Here is a 17871-nt window from a genome sequence, read left to right as displayed (position 1 = left end):
ACGGAGACGAAAATGGACAAGGACGCGATGATCGACGCTCCAGCGCCACGAAGCGGGGGCCGAGCGGGAAGGCAAGGCCAGCGCCTGGCCCAGCAGGCGCCGCGGCGTCCCTACATCAGCCGGCGGATCGGCACGTTCAATATCCTCGACGAGGAAGGCCTGAGCCTGATCGAGGCGAATGCCGACCGGCTGCTCAAGGAGGTCGGCATGGAGTTCCATGACGATCCCGAGATCCTCGACATCTTTCGCGATGCAGGCGCCGACGTGCAGGGCACCAGGGTTCGCTTCGAGCCCGGCATGTGCCGCAAGATCGTCCGCGCCACCGCGCCTTCGCAATTCAAGCAGCACGCCCGCAACCCGGCCAACACGGTGGTGATCGGCGGCGACAACACCGTGCTGTGTCCGTCGTGGGGGCCGCCCTTCGTCCACGATCTCGATCGGGGACGGCGCTACGCCACGATCGCGGACTTCCGCGATCTGGTGAAGATCCATCAGATGATCCCGCATCTGCATCATTCGGGCGGCGTCGTTTGCGAGCCTGTCGACCTGCCGGCCAACAAGCGTCATCTCGACATGCTCTACACCCACATCCGCCATTCGGACCGTGCCTTCATGGGCGCGTTCATCGGTTCGAGGCGAGCACAGGACGCGGTTGACATGGCCAAGATCGTCTTCGGCGAGGAGTTCGTCGCCAACAACGCTGTGCTCTACAACGTCTCCAACACCAATGCGCCGCTGGTGCTCGACGCCAACATGTCGGGTTCGCTGAAGGTCTGCGCCCGCAACAACCAGCCGGTCGCCTGCACGCCATGGACGCTGGCCGGCGCGATGAGCCCGTGCACGGTCGCCGGCACGCTGGCGCAGGTGCTGGCCGAGGCGCTCGCCTGTCTCAGCCTCGTACAGCTGATCAACCCCGGCGCGCCCTGCCTGATGGGAAGCTTTGCCAGCACGATCTCGATGCAGAGTGGAGCGCCGACCTTCGGGACGCCGGAAGCGGGCAAGATGGTGCTCGCCTGCGGGCAGTTGGCGCGTCGCGTCGGCGTTCCGTTCCACACCGTCGGTTCGCTGTCGGCCTCAAAGCTTCCCGACGCACAGGCCGAGCAGGAAGCGACATGGGGCATATTGATGTCGATGTTTGCCGGCGCCAACGTGATCAACCACGCCACCGGCTGGCTCGAGGGCGGACTGGTCACCGGTTTCGAAAAGACGGTCATCGACGCCGATCTCTGCGGCAAAGTCGCCAGCCTGTTCGAAGGCATCGATCTGTCGCTGAATGCCCAGGCGATGGAGGCGATCGAAGCGGTCGGGCCGGGATCGCATTTCCTGGGCAGTGCGCATACGCAGTCCAATTTCCTCTCGGCCTTCTATCGCTCCACCAGCAGCGACAACAATTCCTTCGAGCAATGGAACGAGGACGGCCGGCTCGACGCCGCGCAACGCGCCAACCGGCAATGGAAGAGGCTGCTCGACGACTACCAGGATCCGGGGCTCGATCCGGCGATCGACGAAGCGCTCCAGGCCTTCATCGCCAACCGCAAGGCCAGCGAGCCGGACCAGGCTTATTTCTAGAGCCGGCACCGCATCTTTGATGGCCCGTTCGTGAGATGTTGACCGGCCGAATTCCGCGAGAAGATCGTTCCCAAACGGCTTTATCTGGTTCGTCCTTGCACGATACGGTCGATGATCATGGCGCAGAGAAGTATGGCGAAGCCCGCGAGCAGTCCCTGCCCGACAGCTGCGTATTGAAGCGCATTGAGGACATCTTCTCCCAACCCTTTGGCGCCGATCAGGGAAGCGATGACCACCATTGAAAGGCACATCAAAATGGTCTGGTTTATGCCGGCCATGATGGAAGGCATCGCTAGCGGGAGATCGACCCGGGTCAGGAGAAACCATCTTGTTGCACCATAGGCTTGCGCGGCCTCTCTAATGGCCGGCGGGACACCCTGCAAACCGAGCGCAGTCAGGCGCACCACTGGCGGAGTACCGAAAATCAGCGTGGCGATGACGCCGGGCGGCTTGCCGATGCCGAACAATGCGATCACCGGGATCAAATAGACAAATGCCGGCATGGTCTGCATGAAGTCGAGCACCGGCCGCACGGCGGCATAGACGCGCGGTCGGCGTCCGCACCATATCCCAAGCGGAATTCCTATCGCGAGGCAGATAATGGCCGATGTGCCCAACAGGGCGACTGTTTCCAGGCTCTTTTCCCAAAAGCCAAGCACGGCAAGATAGGCGAGCGCAGCCGCGGTGAAGATGGCGACGCGCGGCCCCGCCAGTTGCCAGGCCAGGGCTAGAATGATCGCCATCGTCACTGGCCAGGGCATGCCCGTCAGTCCATAGGCCAAGGCATCCAGCACCAACGATATTGCGCCTGTGATGCCGCCGAAAAAGCCCTCCCCGAGATGCGACACCGCTCCCATCAGGCTGTCCAGACCCGATGACAACGCGGCCTGCCACTCGCGATTCGAGGGCGCGGCAATCAGCCAGACGGCTGGTGTCGGCGCGGCGAAGCGATAGACCGAAAGCCCATAGGCTGCGATGCAGAAGGCAAGGGCGCATAGCGCCAGCGGATGATTGAGCCCGCGCTGAAGCGTCGGGTTCGAACGCCAGCGCGCGAAGCGCCGCTCCAGCATCCGGTTGGCGAGGAAACCGGCGATCAACCTGGCGAAGAGCAAAGTGACAATACCGGACCCGATTACAACCGGCGCCTTCGCCTTTGCGGCGTCGGCCCGCATTCTGGCCGTGTTGGCAGCTTTCTCCAGAGCGGCCGCTGATGATCTCAGGCCAGCTGCATTGTCCGCCCCCGCTGCCTCGGCGGCTTTTGCCTGTTCCGCGCGCGCCTGTGCCTGCTTGGTCACGCGTTCGGCTCGTGCTCGCTCTGCGGCGCCGAGGTTACCAGCCGCGCCGACGCCGATCTGAACCACCGCAAGCGTCTCCAGGAAGAAGATGAGCCAGAACAGAAGTGTGATGCCTCGGGCAGCGGCCCAGACCGGCCCAAGCAGTGCGGCCGCCAGGTTGAACGGCCAGACGGCACCGGACGCCCGCCGGATGCGGGCGAACACATCGATATAGTAATCGGGGTTGCGGAGGACGAATTCCCGAACGAGTCCTTCCTCTGCCGGTTGGGCGTACTCTATCGATTGCACAGCGACAGGATCATGGGCGTTCACGGATTTCGCCCTTTCGCAGACCGTGGAGCAGGATCTGCCTGTCGACGATGCCGACGACAGACCCACCGGGATCTGTCACAGCAAGCGGTGCGGCATCCCGTGCCGCGAGTTCGACGAGTTCGGCCAGGGATTCTCGAGAATCCACCCTGCGCAACCGCTCGACGTCCAATTCCGGATGAGACCGGCTCTTGAAACTCTCGACCGACTCCATGATGCGCCCGGCGGTGATCACCTTCAGGCGCGAGATGTCGGCGACGAATTTCGCGACATAGTCGTGCTTCGGAGATGTGACGATCTCCTCGGGCGTGTCGGTCTGGACGATGACGCCATCTTTCATGATCGCGATGCGATCGCCGATCCGGATCGCCTCGTCGAGGTCATGGGTGATGAAGATCACTGTCTTTCCCATCGAGCGCGAGAGGGCCAGGAACTCGTCTTGAAGTTGCCGCCTTATCAAGGGATCGAGCGCGCTGAATGGCTCGTCCATGAGCAGGATCGCTGGATCGGCAGCCAAAGCGCGGGCGAGGCCGACGCGCTGCTGCATGCCGCCTGAGAGCTCATGGCAGTAGCGATCCCCCCAGCCCGACAGGTTCACCTTGGCAAGTGCCGCCTCGGCCGCGTCAAATCTCCGCTGCTTGGTCGCGGCTTGGATCTCCAGCGGGAGCGCGACGTTGTCGCGTACGGTGCGATGCGGAAGCAGACCGAAGCTCTGGAACACCATGGCGATCCTGCGAGACCGCAATGCCCTCAACTCAGCGGGCGACTTGGCCATGACGTTTTCACCGTCGACGAAAATCTCGCCGGCGGACGGCTCGAGCAGGCGGTTTATATGGCGGATCAATGTCGATTTGCCACTGCCCGACAGGCCCATGACGCAGAAGATTTCACCCGGCCGAACCGAAATGTTGACGTTGGCGACGCCCACGACACATCCGAAGCGCCTGGCCACTTCGTCCTTGTCCAGGCGGTCGCGCAAAATTGCCATCATCGCCACTGGCGCGCGGGCGCCAAAGATTTTCCAGACGCCCTTCAAAATGATGGCGGCACCGTGGCTTGCCGCGTCTCCGCAGTCCGCCAGGCCGGGTCCTCCCGGCGCAATGATCGGTGCGGTGTCCACCGTCTACCGCTCCCGTCCGATCACGGATTTGAGCGGCCGGGCAACAGTGCAGGCCGGTTCAGAGCCTGCAATGCCGGCCCTGGACTTCAATGACCGAACCACTTCGCCACGTCGTCGGGGTGGGCTTTGATCCATTCCTTCGCCACATCGCCTGCCGGCTTTTTGTCGACGATGATTGCATAGGCCCATTTGCTGATGTCGTCCGGATTGAAAGTAATCCGATCCAGGGCGGCGGTCAGTTCCGGTTGCCGCTGGGCCAGCGAACCAGCATAGGCGATGTGCACGGTGGTGTCAGCATATGCCGACGACACTTTCGATTTTTCGAACCATTGAGGATCCTCGCTCGGCTGCAGCATCATGAACTTGGCTGGGTCGTGTTTCGGTTCGGTGAGAAAGGCAAGCTTGTAGCGGGCGAAATTCTGGTGTGGGCCGTAGCAGTAGCCGACCCATGGCTTGTCTGCCTTCGCGGCCCGGTCGAGCGATGCCGCGGCCACCGCTTCGTCGGTCACCTGGAGATCGAAGAAATCGGCGAATCCATAGTCGCGGGCCCGCACCTTTTCGATGTTTGTCGACTGCCAGCCTGACGCGCCGATCCAGATTTCGCCCTTGCCGTCGCCATTGGTGTCGAAGATCTTGGCGTTGTCCGGATTGGTGAGATCCGCGACATCCTTGATGCCATATTTGTCGACCGTGACCTGGGTGACGCAATAGCCTTGCTTGGCTTCGTAGCCGTTCTGCGCGAGTTTCACCGTGCCGGCGCCTTTGACATATTTGTCTACCAGGCCCTGCTGGTTCGGCAGCCAGACATCTGGCCAGATGTCGACCTCCCCTTTGTTGCGATCCATGGCTTCCCAAATGACTGGGACTGCGGTGGTGGTGACGGTGGAAATGTCGAGCCCAAGCTCCTGTTCGGCCGCGTTCTTGATGACGTTCATGACCGCCGTTGCGGTAGCATAGTTTGGATCCGGCATAGTCACGTCTGCACCGAACGCCGACGATACCGGCGCCAACAATAGAACGCCCAGAGATGGTGCAAGAAGTCGGTTTTTCATATCGTTCCCCAGTTGAGTTGCGCTGATTTTTCTCAGCTTATTGGTCAAGTTAGCGAAACGTGCAGGCAATCCATCCCAAATTGTGCCGCATTAGCAAAAACGATGAAGCGCATTAGGCGGTCGTTGAGATTCCGATACCCGCTCTGTAGGCAGAGGGTGTCTCCATGCTCAGGCCGTCACGTATATGCTCCCTGCTTCGACGGAGACTGGGAACGTCCTCGCGCGAACGGACGGGTTGACCAATGCTGCGCCCGACCTGATGTCGAATTCCCACCCATGCCAGGCACAGCGAACGATTTCATTCTCACGGTGATAGATGAATTCGGCTCGCTCGACGGGAGCAGTCGTTCCGCATTGCGGTCCCTCACAAAGGGGGGCCCCTCGATGCGGGCATACATTCAGCAACGCATGGAAACTATCGCCGATCCGGAACACGCCGATCGACAGGCTGCGCACCTTGGCGATGAACGGCGTTCCGACCTGGATCTCGTCGGCGCGACAAATATAAGTCTTCTCAGCCATGTCAGGTCGTCACGCTGCAGCAGCGGCTTGCGGGCGGGGAATGCGCTTGTAAACGTCCAGCGCATTCTGGCCGAGCACCTTGCGGCGCCATTCCGGCGGGATGTGCAAAGTGTTGACGTCATCGTAGTCCCAATGGGGGTAGTCGGACGCAAACAGCAGCGTGTTCTCCCCGTCCATGGCCTCCAGGATCGCCCAGAGGTGGTTGACATTCGAAGGCTGCTCCAGCGGTTGGGTGGAAAAGCGGATGTTGCGCCGGCAATATTCCGACGGCAGCATTTTCAGCCATGGCGTCTCTTTTCGCAGTGCTTTGTAGTCGGCATCCAGGCGCCACAGGACCGACGGGACCCAGGCGACGCCGCACTCGATGATCACGAAGTAGAGGTCCGGCCATTTCTCAAAAACGCCATGCGCAATCATGCTTGCCACATGCGACATGGCCGACATGTGCAGGATCGCATGGGTCTCCCAGAAGAAAGTGGTGGGCGCTGGCGCGACAGCGTTCCAGTTGATGCCGCCATGTCCACCAAGATGTATGGCGAACGGCAAACCGACCTCGGCACAGGCCTCGAAGATCGGGTGATAGAACGGGTCGCCATACGGCCGCACAGAGCCTTGGGAGGCCAGAACTTGCGCCATCCGAGGATGCTCGCCGAGGCGCCGGATCTCCGCCGCCGCAAGGCGCGGGTCTTGCGGTGCGATGATGATGGAGCCCATGAAGCGGCTGTCTTTCGGCAGCCATTCATTGATCTGGTAGTCGTTGTAGGCGCTTACCAGCGCGCTAGCGTAATAGGGATTTGCCAGTGTCGACGCTTCGATGGGCTCGTCGCCAGTTAGGATTGCCACTCCGACATTGTATTTATCGAGGTGCTTCTCCTTCATGATCAGGTAGTTGTCCGCCTCCACCTTCGGTCGCACATCCTTGCGGGAGAAATCCTGCGGATGAAACCAGGGGCGATGGCCGTGCGGAAAAGCGCCGACCGGGCCGGTCTTCTCGCCCTCGATGAACATGTCTTTCCAGACACCGGACAGGTAGGGCTCCAGCACCGTCGCGTTGGACCAATAGTTGTGGCAATCGCAATCGACTATGAACATTTTTCCCTCTTCCTTTGATGCGGCCGTCACTGACGCCGTGGCTTCTGCACCGAACTTCCGCTTTGATAGTGCACGGATCAAGCGTATGAACAGCTAGATACGATCGCAAAAATCGATGGCTCGCCTATGCAGTTGGAACAAATAGAAACGTTTCTCGACATCATTGAATCGCGAAACTTCAACCGGTCGGCGGAGCGCCTCGGACTGACGCAATCGACGGTCAGCACCCGTGTCAAGAACCTGGAGGCCGCCGTGGGGTCCGAACTCTTCCATCGCGGCCGCGCCGGTGCCGAGCCGACCGCGGCAGGGCGGCGGTTTGAGGTTTACGCGCGGTCAATGCTGTCGACCTGGTCCCAGGCCCGTCACGACGTGCGCGCCTTTAACAGATTCGAAGGCAGCCTTCGGGTCGCTGCCCAGGTTGGAATGACCCGCTCGATCCTGCCTGGTTGGTTGGAAATGCTGCTGCAAGTCTTGCCGCGGTCCTCGATCCATGTCGAATCCGACTACTCGCCGCAGATGATATCTGATCTGAGCCTGGGAAACCTCGATATTGCTGTTGTTTATGCTCCACGCTACCTGCCCGAGATCACATATGACCAACTGATGGTTGAGGAATATACAATGGTCTCGACCAAGGCACGCCGGCTTAGCGATGTAAGCCCGGACAATTACATCCGGCCGGGTTACACCGTTGCGCTCGAGAAGGCTCATGCCGAGGCGTTGCCAAATCTGACTGCGTGCCGGCTTTCGATGGGCTCCGAAACGCTGGCCGACAATATGCTGAGGCGCGCAGGCGGCACCTGCTACATGCGCGCCGACGATGCGCGTCGCTTCGCCGCCGAGCAACCCTCCCACATTGTGGAAGGTGCTCCAACTCTGCATCAGCCCGTCTACACCGCAATTCTCGCGCGACGCCGGCATGAGCCAAACATAAAGAAAGGCATTCGCGCGCTTCATCTTGCGGTCATGTCGCTGGAAGGTTGATCGATATTGTCGATCATAGATGCTTGAGGTTCCTCCTGTATCGAACGTAGGCCTGCTGGCATTCTTGGCCCCTTAATGGGAGCCAGATGATGAACGCCCTCGTTTCTTTCCCTCCCTCCTGCCGATCCGACCGCGTCAGCGGACGTCACACGCTGATCTGTCGCGGCATCGTTCAGGAGACGCACGACGTGAAGACCTTCGTCTTTTGTCCAAAGCGCGGGCAGGCCGGCCAGTTCAAAGCCGGGCAGTTTATCACTCTGAACCTCGTGATCGACGGCGCTCCGGCCGTCCGGACTTACTCGATCTCTTCGCCGCCAACCCGGGTGGGAGACCTCAGGATAACCGTCAAGCGCGTCCCCGGCGGCCTCGCTTCCAATTGGCTGCATGACAATCTCGAACAGGGAAGCGAAATAGAGATCGACGGCCCGTCCGGCAGCTTCAACTGGGATGACCTGCGGAGCGACCGGCCGCTTTTCCTCTCCGGCGGCAGCGGCATAACACCGGTGATGTCGATGCTGCGCACGCTCGCCGACAGTGGCTCCGACAAGGATGTCTGCTTCATTCATAGCGCACGCTCGCCGAAGGACATCATCTTCGGTGACGAGCTTGACAACCTGGCACGGGACCATCGCAATTTTCACGTCCATGTCGTCTGCGCCGAAGCTGTGCATAATTGGGCCGGTCCAACTGGATTGGTTGGTGAGTCCATGTTGCTGAAGTTTGCTCCCGACATTAGGGAGCGCACCGTTTATGCCTGTGGGCCCGAGCCTTACATGAACGCAGTCCGGAACGCCCTCAACAGCATCGGCTTGGATCCTGGTCGGTATCATGAGGAGAGCTTTGGCGGCCTGCTGAAGCCTGCACCGGTGTTGCAAACAGCCCAGGCCGCTTCCGTGCGTTTTGCTCGCACAGGTGTCACCCACCAATGCCGTTCGACACAGACCCTGCTCGAAATCGCTCGGAGCGTTGGTCTGTACCTGCCAAGCGCTTGCCAGCAAGGGATTTGTGGGACCTGTCGTGTGCTGAAGGTCAGCGGCGACGTGGAAATGGCTGATTTCGGCGGACTCAGCGCACAGGAGAAGGACGCCGGATATGTGCTCGCCTGCTGCACACATCCCATGGGAGCGGTGTCGATAGACTTGTAACTGCAGGCGCACACCGCGGCCGTGCAAATCACAAAGCAATTCAGTACCGATATTGTCGTGGAAGGCACCGATAAGACATCGGCAGCATCGATCTGGTGTTCGATGTCATCGGTGGCGACATCCAGAAGCGGTCTGCAGCCCTGATCCGGGGCGAGGTATGCTGGTGACCGTCGTCGGACCAGCCGAGGCGCAGCCCGCGGATGGGTTGGCGGTCGATTTCGTCGTCGAGTCCGGTCGTGGCCAGTTGAGCGAGATCGTCCAGCAGGTGCGGAACGGACGGCTGCGGACGAACATTGGCAAGGTCGCGATCTCGACGAGGCGATCGCCGCCTCAGGAAAAAATACTGTCAGAGCATTGTCACCCGACAACGCTTCACTCACAACAACGCGTGCATGTCACGACGCGATTCGCGGCCGCCCGGTGGCTGTCGCGACGACGATGGCTTCCACGAAACTGCGCTCGCCTTCGATTGTAGCAACTCTTATGTCGCGTGCGATCTCGATCCGAGCCTGATCGGCCCCGGCGCGCTCGGCAAGACCTGCCGCCAAGACTCGAATGTGGGCTTCGGCTGCGGCCATCGCCTCGTCCTCGGTGTCATAGTCGTCCAGCCGCTCGCCGGAATTGAGACGGAAAAGCCCGATCTCCGGTTGGCTGACACGCGCTTCCGCTGACATTCGCACCTGCCCAACCACGGCGCCCAACGCATTTGCGACATCGGCGTGTTCGGCAATGCTGCATTCATTGCCGATCAATTGCGGCAGCCCGGCAAAGTGCAGCGAAGCCGACGCCCCGAGGCCGATCACCGGCCGGTCGAGCGCGATCGACAGCCGCGCCATGCCGCCTCGCCCGCCAACCGCCCGCTGAACCAGCGGGTTGGCAACGGAGACGCCGCCCTCCAGCCCGTCCTCGGCAAATACCGATTCAAGAATTACTTCGGCAGAACGCCGGGTGACGGCGGCAAGAACCATCTCGGAAAACGCTTCTGCGCCTTTGGCGACACGATGCCCCTGGCCGTCGCGCTTGCGTGAGAACAATTCGGCGCCCAGTCGAGCCGCGACAGGATCCCAGTTCCCTTGCCGGCCGAGCACATGGGCTGCATCGGATGGCGTGAAGCCGACGATATGCACCAGGCCACGTGCGACGAGGCGATTGAGCGTCGCGACCTGTGACGTCGATACGAGCAACCGGTCGAGCGCGGCGGGAATTGCCGAAATGTCAGCATAGAGCCGCGTCTCGGTAACCGTCAGGCCTGCGGCTAGACGTTCGGGCACACCTGTGCGCAATGCGAAGCGGCCGTCCAGCCGGCTGGTGTTGGGACTGAGCAATTGCCGCTTGAGACCTTGGTATATGGCATCGCCATGTTTCACCGCAGCGAGCGCGAGCGGTACCAGCCGCCGGGGCCCGAGCACGATCGTCGAAGCCAACGACTGCTCATGAAGCGAAACTTCCGAATCCCCACCAAGGCCAAAGGTGCGCATGGCGACGGCTTCCACCATGGTTCGCATTCCGCCGACGGTGGCGCCTTCCGGATCGAGCCGCAGGCGGCCGCCGTCCAGAACTGCGATGTCGGTGGTGGTGCCGCCGATGTCGGACACCACCGCATCATCGATGCCGGTCATGTACCGCGCCCCCACCAGGCTTGCCGCTGGTCCTGACAGAATGGTCTCGATTGGCCGAGCGCGGGCGAATTCTGCGGTAATGAGCGCGCCGTCGCCGCGCACGACCATGAGCGGAGCGACGATCCCGCGTCTTGCCAGAAAGCTCTCGGTGGCGTCGACAAGGCGATCGATCATCGAGATCAACCGGGCGTTGAGAAGCGTGGTCAGCGCCCGACGCGGGCCGCCGAGTTTCGACGACAATTCATGCGAACAGGTCACCGGGAGCCCGGTGCGCTCGCGGATGACGTCACGTACCGCGATTTCGTGTTCGGGATTGCGAACGGCAAAATAGGAGGCCACGGCGACGCCTGAAACTGTGTCGGCGAGAAACGGCAGCGCAGCCACGAGAGCGTCGAGCACCAGCTCACGCGGATCTCCGTGGACGTCATGTCCGCCCGGGCAAAAGATCACGGGATCGGAGCCGAGGGCTTTTGACAATCCGTTCCGGGCAAGGTCGGCTTCAGTGAAGCCGATCATCACCAGCGCGACCCGCCCGCCCTGCCCTTCGACGAGGGCGTTGGTGGCCAGCGTGGTCGACATCGAGACGAGCTTGATCGCGCTGGGCTCGATGACTGCCTCGGACAAAACAGCGTCTGCGGCGCCGGCGATGCCCTCGGCAAGATCGTGTCGCGTGGTCAGCGACTTGGCCTTGGCCACGATGCCTGTGGATTCCGACCACAGCACGGCATCGGTGTACGTGCCGCCAGTGTCAATGCCCAGATAAAGTGGCGACGGCTGGTGCGCACATGCGTTCATTTTGATCAGTCACCCGACCCAGGTTCCGGCGAAAAATATTTCGCGAGCTTGTCCGCTTCGCCGTCGAACGCCTTGGCGTCGGCGGGTGGATCGCGCTTGATCGCAATATTGGGCCACACAAACGCATACTCGGCGTTCAGCGCGAGCCAATCGTCGAGACCAGGCTCGGTATCGGGAAAAATGGCCTTCGCCGGGCATTCCGGCTCGCAGACGCCGCAGTCGATGCATTCATCGGGATGGATGACGAGCATGTTCTCGCCTTCGTAGAAGCAGTCCACCGGGCAGACTTCCACGCAGTCCATGTATTTGCATTTGATGCAATTGTCGGTGACCACGAATGTCATTCGGTGGCCTTCAGACCAAGCCGTAGGTCATATCGAAGGGAATGCGATGGTCATCGATAGCCCGCACGCCAGCGGTGTTTTCAGCCAGGACGATCGAGGCTTTCCGCTCCTGCTCCGACAGATACGTTCCCCACAGGGTGACCACGCCGTTGTTCACGATCACGTCCGAACTCGAGGGCCACGATTCGGATCGCAAGGCATCGACAATCTCCATCCTGATGCTGCTGTCGTCATGCAAGGCCGGAGCGCGCCACCCTTTCCTGGCAATGACCAGCGCTCGCACCAGATTAGCGCGACTGACGATCCCAACCACCTGCCCGTCGCGCAGCACTGGGACACGCTTGATCCGATTGTGCTCAAGCAGGATTGCGATCTCGGCGACTGGCGTACTCTCGACCACCGTCGCAACCTGCTGTGTCATGACGTCGATCACATGATCGGAATGAGATTTGACATAGTCTTCCGCCTGAACCGCGTTGTTGGTGAATAAATGAAGCCACCAGGAACGACCCTGCGGTGCTGTTCCGATCTCCGCCCGGCGGATCAGGTCTCCTTCACTGACGATGCCCAGCAGCGCACCTCGATCGATCACCGGCACGGCGCTGATCCCGTGCGACAGAAGAATATCGGCGACCTCGTCCACCGTACTGTCAGGCCCTACCGCGATGGCCGGCGACGTCATGACGTCCTTGGCGATCAGCATTTCGTTCTCCTTCACCGGCCTGCAGGCGGCAGTACCGGCGGCAAGGTCGTTCCAGAGCCTTGCCCGTTGCCAGCATGGAGATGGATCGCGCGACAAAACTCCCTTGCATGGAAAGCGTACGCTTCCAGATCGGCCGGATCGCCAGCGAACAGCCCCATGTCCTCGGCTTTGTGGAAGAACCAGGGAGCGGGCAAACCAGGATCGAGCGCGTTCACGGCAACGGCCGCAAGCAATGGCAGGCCTTCGTCCGCATCGTCGTCCATCAGTTGTTCGAGTGCACCCTGGATCACGCCTGTTGCTTGCGAACCAACCATGCTCTTGGCCAGTCTTGCATAGGTGATCGGCAGCCGGGTCCGTGCTTGCAGGAGCAGTTCCTCGCGCAGCCGGGTTTTGAGAGCATTGTCATCCACGGGTACGATTGGGATGCCGTCATCTGCGTCAGGGCGATTGGCAGATACCATTCGACCGACGACATGACGCCGAATGTCCGGGCCAGAAAGGATCCTGCCGAAATCGTGTTCAAGCCTGTCCATTATTGTCATTGCCGAGCCCAAGGTGCCCTTCGCGCGATATCGCCAAACAGTCCCCTAGCGTTGAGACCTGCTGGCTGGCACCCAATCTGTCGTTTCGCTACGCACGAGCTTCACTCATCCTTATCTGCAAGACAAACGAAATTTATTGCCGCTTCAGCACAATTATTTTGCATCATGATTCGATCGCGGTGAGGGGCGCAACCCTTTCCTTTTCGGATTCGATATGCATTTTTTACGGACGCGGCCGTCGCACTCCCAGCGTCCTGGGTTTCAGCAGGCGGCAATTCGCTCCCAAAGCGATCCAGAAGGAGATTTTGAGGATGATCACTGGTGCTCAATGCCGTGCCGCTCGCGCACTGGTCGAATGGACCCGTGAAAAGCTCGCCGGCAATTCAGGCGTGGATGCGCTGGTCATCGAAGAATTCGAGCGCCGGATCAACCTTCCTGACCGAGATATCTGCGACACGCTGCAAACCGCGCTTGAAAGCGCCGGCGCCGTTTTCATTGCCGAGAACGGCGGCGGTATTGGCGTTCGCCTGAAGCTCAACCGCTCGGAAGTCAAGCGGATCGGCGTTCTGGAGAATGAAGGCGGCATTGTCGGAACAGATGCCGTTCCATAAGCAAGACCTTCGGGGCCCAATGAATTCATGGTCGCAGCCCGTCGCTGGACAATCCAGGATCGGCATCGGCTTGATAGTGCACACAAGGGAGATGGCTCTCATGACAGTTATCTGGGACGATCTCACCAAGGAGGAGCAGACGGCACTCAAGCGAATGAACCGCGGACCCTACCCATCTCTATCGAAAGCCTTGGCCGAACGTCTTGTCTTTCTCGGGCTGGCTGAAGAAAGACCCAGCGGGACCGGGATAAACCGGGCCGGAAGAGAGCTGGTGATAAGAACGTTGCTTGGCGCCCGCTCTGACTAGTTTAGGATTGATACCCGCCAAACTGCACCGAGGTGGCTGACTTGACTTCCCGGATTGCTTCACCAACTATGGTCCTATGAACGCCGCAGTCAGAATTCGTCGCGATTTTCTTTTCCGGGTTTGCCCCATAGCGGGAATGTAGCCCCCGGCTCGGCTGCCATGCGTGCCCCGAGCCGAGGGGCGGTGCGATTACCCACATGGGATGGTTCCGCAGGACCTCAAGCCTCCGGAGCATTGGCGTTCCATCAAGATTTTCACGAATTGGCTCGATTCCGGCACCCTCCGTGGCGGCTGGTCCGAGCGGAAGCACGAGTATTCAAATGCAAGACAACACGAAAACGCGGCGCAAGCCGAACATCCGCATCTCACAGTCAGACCATGCGCGTCTGTCGGCGGTTGCGAGCACCGTGGCCGCGCGCAATCCGGAGGCCTCCGATGAACTGCTCGCCGAACTCGAGCGGGCACGTATCGTCGCCGATGATTGGGTCTCCGCCGGCACCGTCCAGATGGGTTCGACGGTGACATTCAAGCCCGATACTGGCAATGCCAAAACAGTCACGCTGGTTTTTCCTGGCGACGCGGACATCTCCGAAGGCAAGGTTTCAGTCCTCACGCCGATCGGCACGGCCCTGATCGGCCTCTCGGCCGGACAGTCGATCATGTGGACAGCGCGCGATGGGCGCCGGCACAAACTGTCGGTGCTTGCCGTAGGCCAACCCGCTGCGGAAGGCGATGCAGTCGATCGGCGCGCACCAGCGTCTTCGGCGATCCCGGCAGACGCCTAGACATGGGCGTTTCCACCCGTCTCCTCAATCACGCAGGCAGCCTGATCGCGGGAGTGTGACCCCTGCGCCGGCCTGTTCTGGTCCGGCACAGGGGTAGCTTCCACATCCGATCAAATGCTTGACGCCGGAACCCTTTCACGGGTCCGTCTTGGAGACGCACCATGCCCACTATCGATAGCTGCCAACTGACCACCAAGGACTTCACGATTCTTGAAGTGATGCAAGAGCGCCATCCCCGCGGCGATGCCTTGTCCGTTGTCCTTCAACGGAAGATTTCGAGCGCAATTGTGATGTTTCGAGAAGACATTCCGCCAACGGTCGTGACGCTCAGCACCCGAGTGACCTATCGTGTAAACGACGGCCCTGCCGAGACCCGCATCGTCGCACATGACGAGATGCGCGGTCTGGTTGGCATGCTTTTGCCGATCACCAACCCGCGCGGCCTGGCGCTGCTTGGTCTGGCCGAAGGTCAGTCCATGTCCATTCCGACCGCGCAGGGCGGCCATGAAACGCTGACTGTGCATGAAGTGGTCTACCAGCCGGAAGCGGCAAGGCGGGAGAGATTGGAGTTGACGGGGGGTGCAGCGCCCGACCCGTGGCGACCGAACGGACCGGTTTTGCGCGTCGCCCATCACTCTGATGAGTCACAACCCAAAGCGGAAAACAGGGTCATGGCGGCTTTCAACGACGGGTTCGACGACCCGGGGCCGTCGGCCGCCTGAGGCCTTGACTATCCAGAACGCTGGGAAAGCGGGTAGACAAGCGTTCCGTCGAGCCTTGCCTCCACACCGTCGGTGAGCTTCGCCGGCTCGACCTTGTCATGGCCCATCAGATGAAAAACGGACTCGCCACGACTGATCAGATAGTCCGCGACGATTCTTCTGTGGCAACGCCACCAAAGCGTTTCCGAGCACATGATGGCGCACCGCTGCTGCCTGCCAAGGGACACAAGCCGCTCCAGACCGCCATGAAACTCCGCTGACAGCGCGTAGTCGGCGTAGTTGTGAAAACTCTGGTTGAGCCAGAATGCGTTGAGCGTCGGTGGAATGGCGTGCGCCCTGCCGCGCAGGCCGCCAAGCTCGGCAATATGCTCATATCCGATCGCGAAATCCGCAAGGCTGTCCGGCAGCGTTTCGCTGTTGAATTGCGGGTTAGTCCGCGATCGCCGGATGGTCCTTATGTCGACCACGAGCGTAATCTCGCCAACCCGCAACAGGGCGACGAATTCGGCGATCGACCGGGTCGAGTGGCCGATGGTGTGGAACGGATAAGGCATGTTCGATCAATCCATGGCGGTGGATTTCTTTCCGGCCGCATGATCAGTGATTTGGAACTGACAGAACACGGTCATTTCACCACCTGCTTCAATCCACGTAGCGCCTCCTGTACGTCGGTTCGCGACGCGCTTGCATCCGGATAGACTGCATAGGCCGGATAGGTGAATTCCGGCGCGCCCTCCACGACCTCCAGCTGCCCGGCCTCGATATGGGGCGCTGCCGCGCCCCTACGGAAATAGCCCATTCCGCCGGCGCGCAGAATGTAGCTCAGCCCAAGCGGACCAAGGCCGACCATTAATCCCGGCTCGCCGAAGGCAGAGGAACTGGCGCCATGTTGGGCCGCAAACAGCGGCCCCCAATCGACATAGACATAGTCCCTTGAGGCGTCCAACTCTGAGTCCCTGTCCGTGCTCCGAACCAAGACGAGCTGCTCCTCCACGAGGAGCTCCACCCTGAAGCCTGGCAGCAGCTTCGGCGCATAGAGCACCGCGATGTCGAGAACGCCAGTCCTGAGCTGCTCGAGGAGCTGGTCCGGCACGCCGACCTGGGCTTGGATGGCGATTTCCGGCCTGGCCTTCTTCATCCAGACCAGCCAATCGAGCAGCAGCGGGTTCCACAGGCTGAGCTCCCCGCCCAGGGCAACGACGCTTGTCCGTCCCGATGGGATGGCGAGCTGGTGGCGTGCTCGTTCCCAGATTTGCACGAATGATTGCGCGAACCGCTCGAACTCCCGGCCCGCCTGCGTCAACTGCGCACCATTGCGATTGCGGACAAAGAGCTGACGTCCGAGCTCTTCCTCCAACGTGCGTATCCGCGCGCTGACAGTGGTCTGGGTGACGTGGAGTCGGTCGGCAGCTCTCAGAAAGCTGCCGGAATGGACGATTTCCAAAAACGTGCGCGCGCGGTCGATGTCCATGCTGGTTCCCGATTAGTGCAATAATCTTGCATCAATACAGCATTTAATTCCGTTTGCCTTCCTGTTTTACGCAGCGCAACGTCCACGTAGGCGAGGGTCTCCGCTGTAACGGATATGGAGCGTGCGATGTCTGATCAGGAGGATGTTTGTCCGGAGACGAGAGAATACGCCTCTCCACCATGCTTTATGCATGAGCTTGTCCCGGGGTACGGCACTGAGCCGGCCGTTCAGGACGCATGGCCCGATGTCTGTCGATGGCGCAAGGCGGAACGCAAGCGTCTAATCGATGAGCGTCTCGCGATCGACGCCGAGGAACGCAATGCGAGGTCTTTACGCATCGCTTCCGTTCTCGACCTGGCCGTCGGTCGGGTGAGCGGGCGGATCGTCAGCGGCTATTGGCCGTTCCGCGGTGAGCCCGACCTCCGCAACTGGGCGATAAAGGTGATCGAGCGCGGCGGGCGGATTGCGTTGCCGGTCGTCATAAAAAAAGGTTGGCCGCTGGAGTTTCGCGTCTGGCGACCCGGAGATCCGCTGGAACGCGGCATCTGGAATATTCTTGTCCCGCCACACGGGCCATCGGTCCAACCGGATGTGGTCATCGCGCCCGTTGTCGGTTTCGACGAGGCTAACTATCGCCTGGGTTATGGCGGCGGCTTCTTCGACCGGACCCTGGCCGCGGCGCCCAGGCGGCCTCTCGTCGTCGGTGTCGGTTACGCCCGTAGCAGGATCCGAACCATCTATCCGCAGCCGCACGACATTCCGATGGATGTGGTCGTCACGGATGAATGAATAAACGCGGGCAAGAGCTGGCCTCGTGTGATGGCGGATCGCAGGGATCGTCCATCGTTGAGCCCGTCTGCCTGCCGGCAGTGGAGAGCAGGAAG

General features: G+C 60.9%; 19 protein-coding genes and 1 pseudogene. 9 read left to right on the top strand and 11 right to left on the bottom strand.

The annotated features are described in order from the left end of the window. Positions 1 to 12: 12 nt before the first annotated feature. Entirely contained in the window at positions 13 to 1569 is a 1557-nt protein-coding gene (locus tag FJ953_RS00315) for a trimethylamine methyltransferase family protein (protein WP_224618847.1), read from the top strand. A gap of 80 nt (positions 1570 to 1649) precedes the next feature. Here the strand turns inward: FJ953_RS00315 and FJ953_RS00310 are convergent, their stop codons facing one another. From FJ953_RS00310 to FJ953_RS00290, 5 genes are all read right to left on the bottom strand, one after another. Continuing rightward, the gene (locus tag FJ953_RS00310; RefSeq protein ID WP_210242372.1) at positions 1650 to 3176 is read right to left on the bottom strand and encodes an ABC transporter permease subunit; all 1527 of its coding nucleotides are present in this window, start codon (positions 3174 to 3176) and stop codon (positions 1650 to 1652) included. Then, positions 3163 to 4293 carry a betaine/proline/choline family ABC transporter ATP-binding protein gene (locus tag FJ953_RS00305; RefSeq protein WP_348641797.1) on the bottom strand — a complete coding sequence of 377 codons (1131 nt, stop codon included), beginning with the start codon at positions 4291 to 4293 and terminating at the stop codon, positions 3163 to 3165. The genes FJ953_RS00310 and FJ953_RS00305 overlap by 14 nt, the downstream gene beginning before the upstream one ends. Before the next feature lie 86 nt (positions 4294 to 4379). Continuing rightward, positions 4380 to 5414: a glycine betaine ABC transporter substrate-binding protein gene (locus tag FJ953_RS00300; protein ID WP_140622693.1), complete on the bottom strand. Its 1035-nt coding sequence runs from the start codon at positions 5412 to 5414 to the stop codon at positions 4380 to 4382. Positions 5415 to 5513: 99 nt separating this feature from the next. Beyond that, a complete protein-coding gene (locus FJ953_RS00295; protein WP_140500687.1) occupies positions 5514 to 5867 on the bottom strand; it encodes a Rieske (2Fe-2S) protein in 354 nt (117 codons plus the stop codon). Between the two features lie 9 nt (positions 5868 to 5876). Further along, the gene (locus FJ953_RS00290) at positions 5877 to 6959 is read right to left on the bottom strand and encodes an amidohydrolase family protein (protein ID WP_140500737.1); all 1083 of its coding nucleotides are present in this window, start codon (positions 6957 to 6959) and stop codon (positions 5877 to 5879) included. Between the two features lie 126 nt (positions 6960 to 7085). On the opposite strand from FJ953_RS00290, the gene FJ953_RS00285 reads away from it, so the two are divergent. The 3 genes and pseudogenes from FJ953_RS00285 to FJ953_RS30710 form a co-directional block, all read left to right on the top strand. Further along, positions 7086 to 7943, top strand: a complete 858-nt coding sequence (locus FJ953_RS00285; RefSeq protein ID WP_140559947.1) for a LysR family transcriptional regulator — start codon at positions 7086 to 7088, stop codon at positions 7941 to 7943. Positions 7944 to 8032: 89 nt separating this feature from the next. After that, positions 8033 to 9088 (top strand): hybrid-cluster NAD(P)-dependent oxidoreductase, encoded by a 1056-nt coding sequence (locus FJ953_RS00280; protein WP_181172266.1) that lies wholly within the window; start codon positions 8033 to 8035, stop codon positions 9086 to 9088. 74 nt (positions 9089 to 9162) lie between these two features. Next, positions 9163 to 9418: pseudogene (locus FJ953_RS30710) on the top strand (zinc-binding dehydrogenase); the annotation flags it as partial. A gap of 65 nt (positions 9419 to 9483) precedes the next feature. Here the strand turns inward: FJ953_RS30710 and FJ953_RS00270 are convergent. From FJ953_RS00270 to FJ953_RS00255, 4 genes are read right to left on the bottom strand one after another with little or no spacing between them, the layout of a single operon-like run. After that, positions 9484 to 11502, bottom strand: a complete 2019-nt coding sequence (locus FJ953_RS00270) for a hydantoinase/oxoprolinase family protein (RefSeq protein ID WP_140622691.1) — start codon at positions 11500 to 11502, stop codon at positions 9484 to 9486. 5 nt (positions 11503 to 11507) lie between these two features. Further along, positions 11508 to 11846, bottom strand: a complete 339-nt coding sequence (gene fdxA, locus FJ953_RS00265) for a ferredoxin FdxA (RefSeq protein WP_140525745.1) — start codon at positions 11844 to 11846, stop codon at positions 11508 to 11510. A 10-nt stretch (positions 11847 to 11856) separates the two neighbouring features. Beyond that, positions 11857 to 12549, bottom strand: a complete 693-nt coding sequence (locus FJ953_RS00260; RefSeq protein WP_140525744.1) for a CBS domain-containing protein — start codon at positions 12547 to 12549, stop codon at positions 11857 to 11859. Between the two features lie 11 nt (positions 12550 to 12560). Next, positions 12561 to 13082 (bottom strand): hypothetical protein, encoded by a 522-nt coding sequence (locus FJ953_RS00255; protein WP_140525743.1) that lies wholly within the window; start codon positions 13080 to 13082, stop codon positions 12561 to 12563. Positions 13083 to 13249: 167 nt separating this feature from the next. Between FJ953_RS00255 and FJ953_RS00250 the strand changes: the two genes are divergently transcribed. The 4 genes from FJ953_RS00250 (at position 13250) to FJ953_RS00235 (ending at position 15516) form a co-directional block, all read left to right on the top strand. Next, a complete protein-coding gene (locus FJ953_RS00250) occupies positions 13250 to 13702 on the top strand; it encodes a hypothetical protein (RefSeq protein ID WP_246673078.1) in 453 nt (150 codons plus the stop codon). A gap of 100 nt (positions 13703 to 13802) precedes the next feature. After that, positions 13803 to 14009, top strand: a complete 207-nt coding sequence (locus tag FJ953_RS00245) for a hypothetical protein (RefSeq protein WP_140500693.1) — start codon at positions 13803 to 13805, stop codon at positions 14007 to 14009. Between the two features lie 320 nt (positions 14010 to 14329). Further along, positions 14330 to 14794, top strand: a complete 465-nt coding sequence (gene rnk / locus FJ953_RS00240; RefSeq protein ID WP_140518336.1) for a nucleoside diphosphate kinase regulator — start codon at positions 14330 to 14332, stop codon at positions 14792 to 14794. A 161-nt stretch (positions 14795 to 14955) separates the two neighbouring features. Continuing rightward, on the top strand, positions 14956 to 15516 hold the full coding sequence (locus FJ953_RS00235; protein ID WP_140518335.1) for a nucleoside-diphosphate kinase: 561 nt from the start codon (positions 14956 to 14958) through the stop codon (positions 15514 to 15516). Positions 15517 to 15524: 8 nt separating this feature from the next. Here FJ953_RS00235 and FJ953_RS00230 read toward each other — a convergent pair whose 3' ends face one another. Together FJ953_RS00230 and FJ953_RS00225 are read right to left on the bottom strand one after the other, a co-directional pair. Continuing rightward, positions 15525 to 16070: a DUF488 domain-containing protein gene (locus FJ953_RS00230; protein WP_140622689.1), complete on the bottom strand. Its 546-nt coding sequence runs from the start codon at positions 16068 to 16070 to the stop codon at positions 15525 to 15527. Positions 16071 to 16141: 71 nt separating this feature from the next. Then, positions 16142 to 16987, bottom strand: a complete 846-nt coding sequence (locus FJ953_RS00225; protein ID WP_140518333.1) for a LysR family transcriptional regulator — start codon at positions 16985 to 16987, stop codon at positions 16142 to 16144. 126 nt (positions 16988 to 17113) lie between these two features. Here FJ953_RS00225 and FJ953_RS00220 point away from each other — a divergent pair, with 126 nt between their 5' ends. Continuing rightward, positions 17114 to 17776 carry a 5-formyltetrahydrofolate cyclo-ligase gene (locus FJ953_RS00220; RefSeq protein WP_140622687.1) on the top strand — a complete coding sequence of 221 codons (663 nt, stop codon included), beginning with the start codon at positions 17114 to 17116 and terminating at the stop codon, positions 17774 to 17776. Positions 17777 to 17871 lie beyond the last annotated feature (95 nt).

The organism is Mesorhizobium sp. B2-3-6, assembly GCF_006442305.1.
Lineage (GTDB): Bacteria > Pseudomonadota > Alphaproteobacteria > Rhizobiales > Rhizobiaceae > Mesorhizobium.
Note: the sequence above shows the minus strand (reverse complement) of the source record. Positions and strands in the feature narration are given on the sequence as shown.

What these genes read in the sequence shown, in the direction of transcription:
- FJ953_RS00295 (WP_140500687.1), bottom strand. Translation starts at nt 5,867, where the DNA reads ATGGCTGAGAAGACTTATATTTGTCGCGCCGACGAGATCCAGGTCGGA.
- fdxA (WP_140525745.1), bottom strand. Translation starts at nt 11,846, where the DNA reads ATGACATTCGTGGTCACCGACAATTGCATCAAATGCAAATACATGGAC.
- rnk (WP_140518336.1), top strand. Translation starts at nt 14,330, where the DNA reads ATGCAAGACAACACGAAAACGCGGCGCAAGCCGAACATCCGCATCTCA.
- FJ953_RS00290 (WP_140500737.1), bottom strand. Translation starts at nt 6,959, where the DNA reads ATGTTCATAGTCGATTGCGATTGCCACAACTATTGGTCCAACGCGACG.
- FJ953_RS00220 (WP_140622687.1), top strand. Translation starts at nt 17,114, where the DNA reads ATGTCTGATCAGGAGGATGTTTGTCCGGAGACGAGAGAATACGCCTCT.
- FJ953_RS00260 (WP_140525744.1), bottom strand. Translation starts at nt 12,549, where the DNA reads ATGCTGATCGCCAAGGACGTCATGACGTCGCCGGCCATCGCGGTAGGG.
- FJ953_RS00255 (WP_140525743.1), bottom strand. Translation starts at nt 13,082, where the DNA reads ATGGACAGGCTTGAACACGATTTCGGCAGGATCCTTTCTGGCCCGGAC.
- FJ953_RS00315 (WP_224618847.1), top strand. Translation starts at nt 13, where the DNA reads ATGGACAAGGACGCGATGATCGACGCTCCAGCGCCACGAAGCGGGGGC.
- FJ953_RS00245 (WP_140500693.1), top strand. Translation starts at nt 13,803, where the DNA reads ATGACAGTTATCTGGGACGATCTCACCAAGGAGGAGCAGACGGCACTC.
- FJ953_RS00230 (WP_140622689.1), bottom strand. Translation starts at nt 16,070, where the DNA reads ATGCCTTATCCGTTCCACACCATCGGCCACTCGACCCGGTCGATCGCC.
- FJ953_RS00225 (WP_140518333.1), bottom strand. Translation starts at nt 16,987, where the DNA reads ATGGACATCGACCGCGCGCGCACGTTTTTGGAAATCGTCCATTCCGGC.
- FJ953_RS00285 (WP_140559947.1), top strand. Translation starts at nt 7,086, where the DNA reads ATGCAGTTGGAACAAATAGAAACGTTTCTCGACATCATTGAATCGCGA.
- FJ953_RS00280 (WP_181172266.1), top strand. Translation starts at nt 8,033, where the DNA reads ATGAACGCCCTCGTTTCTTTCCCTCCCTCCTGCCGATCCGACCGCGTC.
- FJ953_RS00270 (WP_140622691.1), bottom strand. Translation starts at nt 11,502, where the DNA reads ATGAACGCATGTGCGCACCAGCCGTCGCCACTTTATCTGGGCATTGAC.
- FJ953_RS00235 (WP_140518335.1), top strand. Translation starts at nt 14,956, where the DNA reads ATGCCCACTATCGATAGCTGCCAACTGACCACCAAGGACTTCACGATT.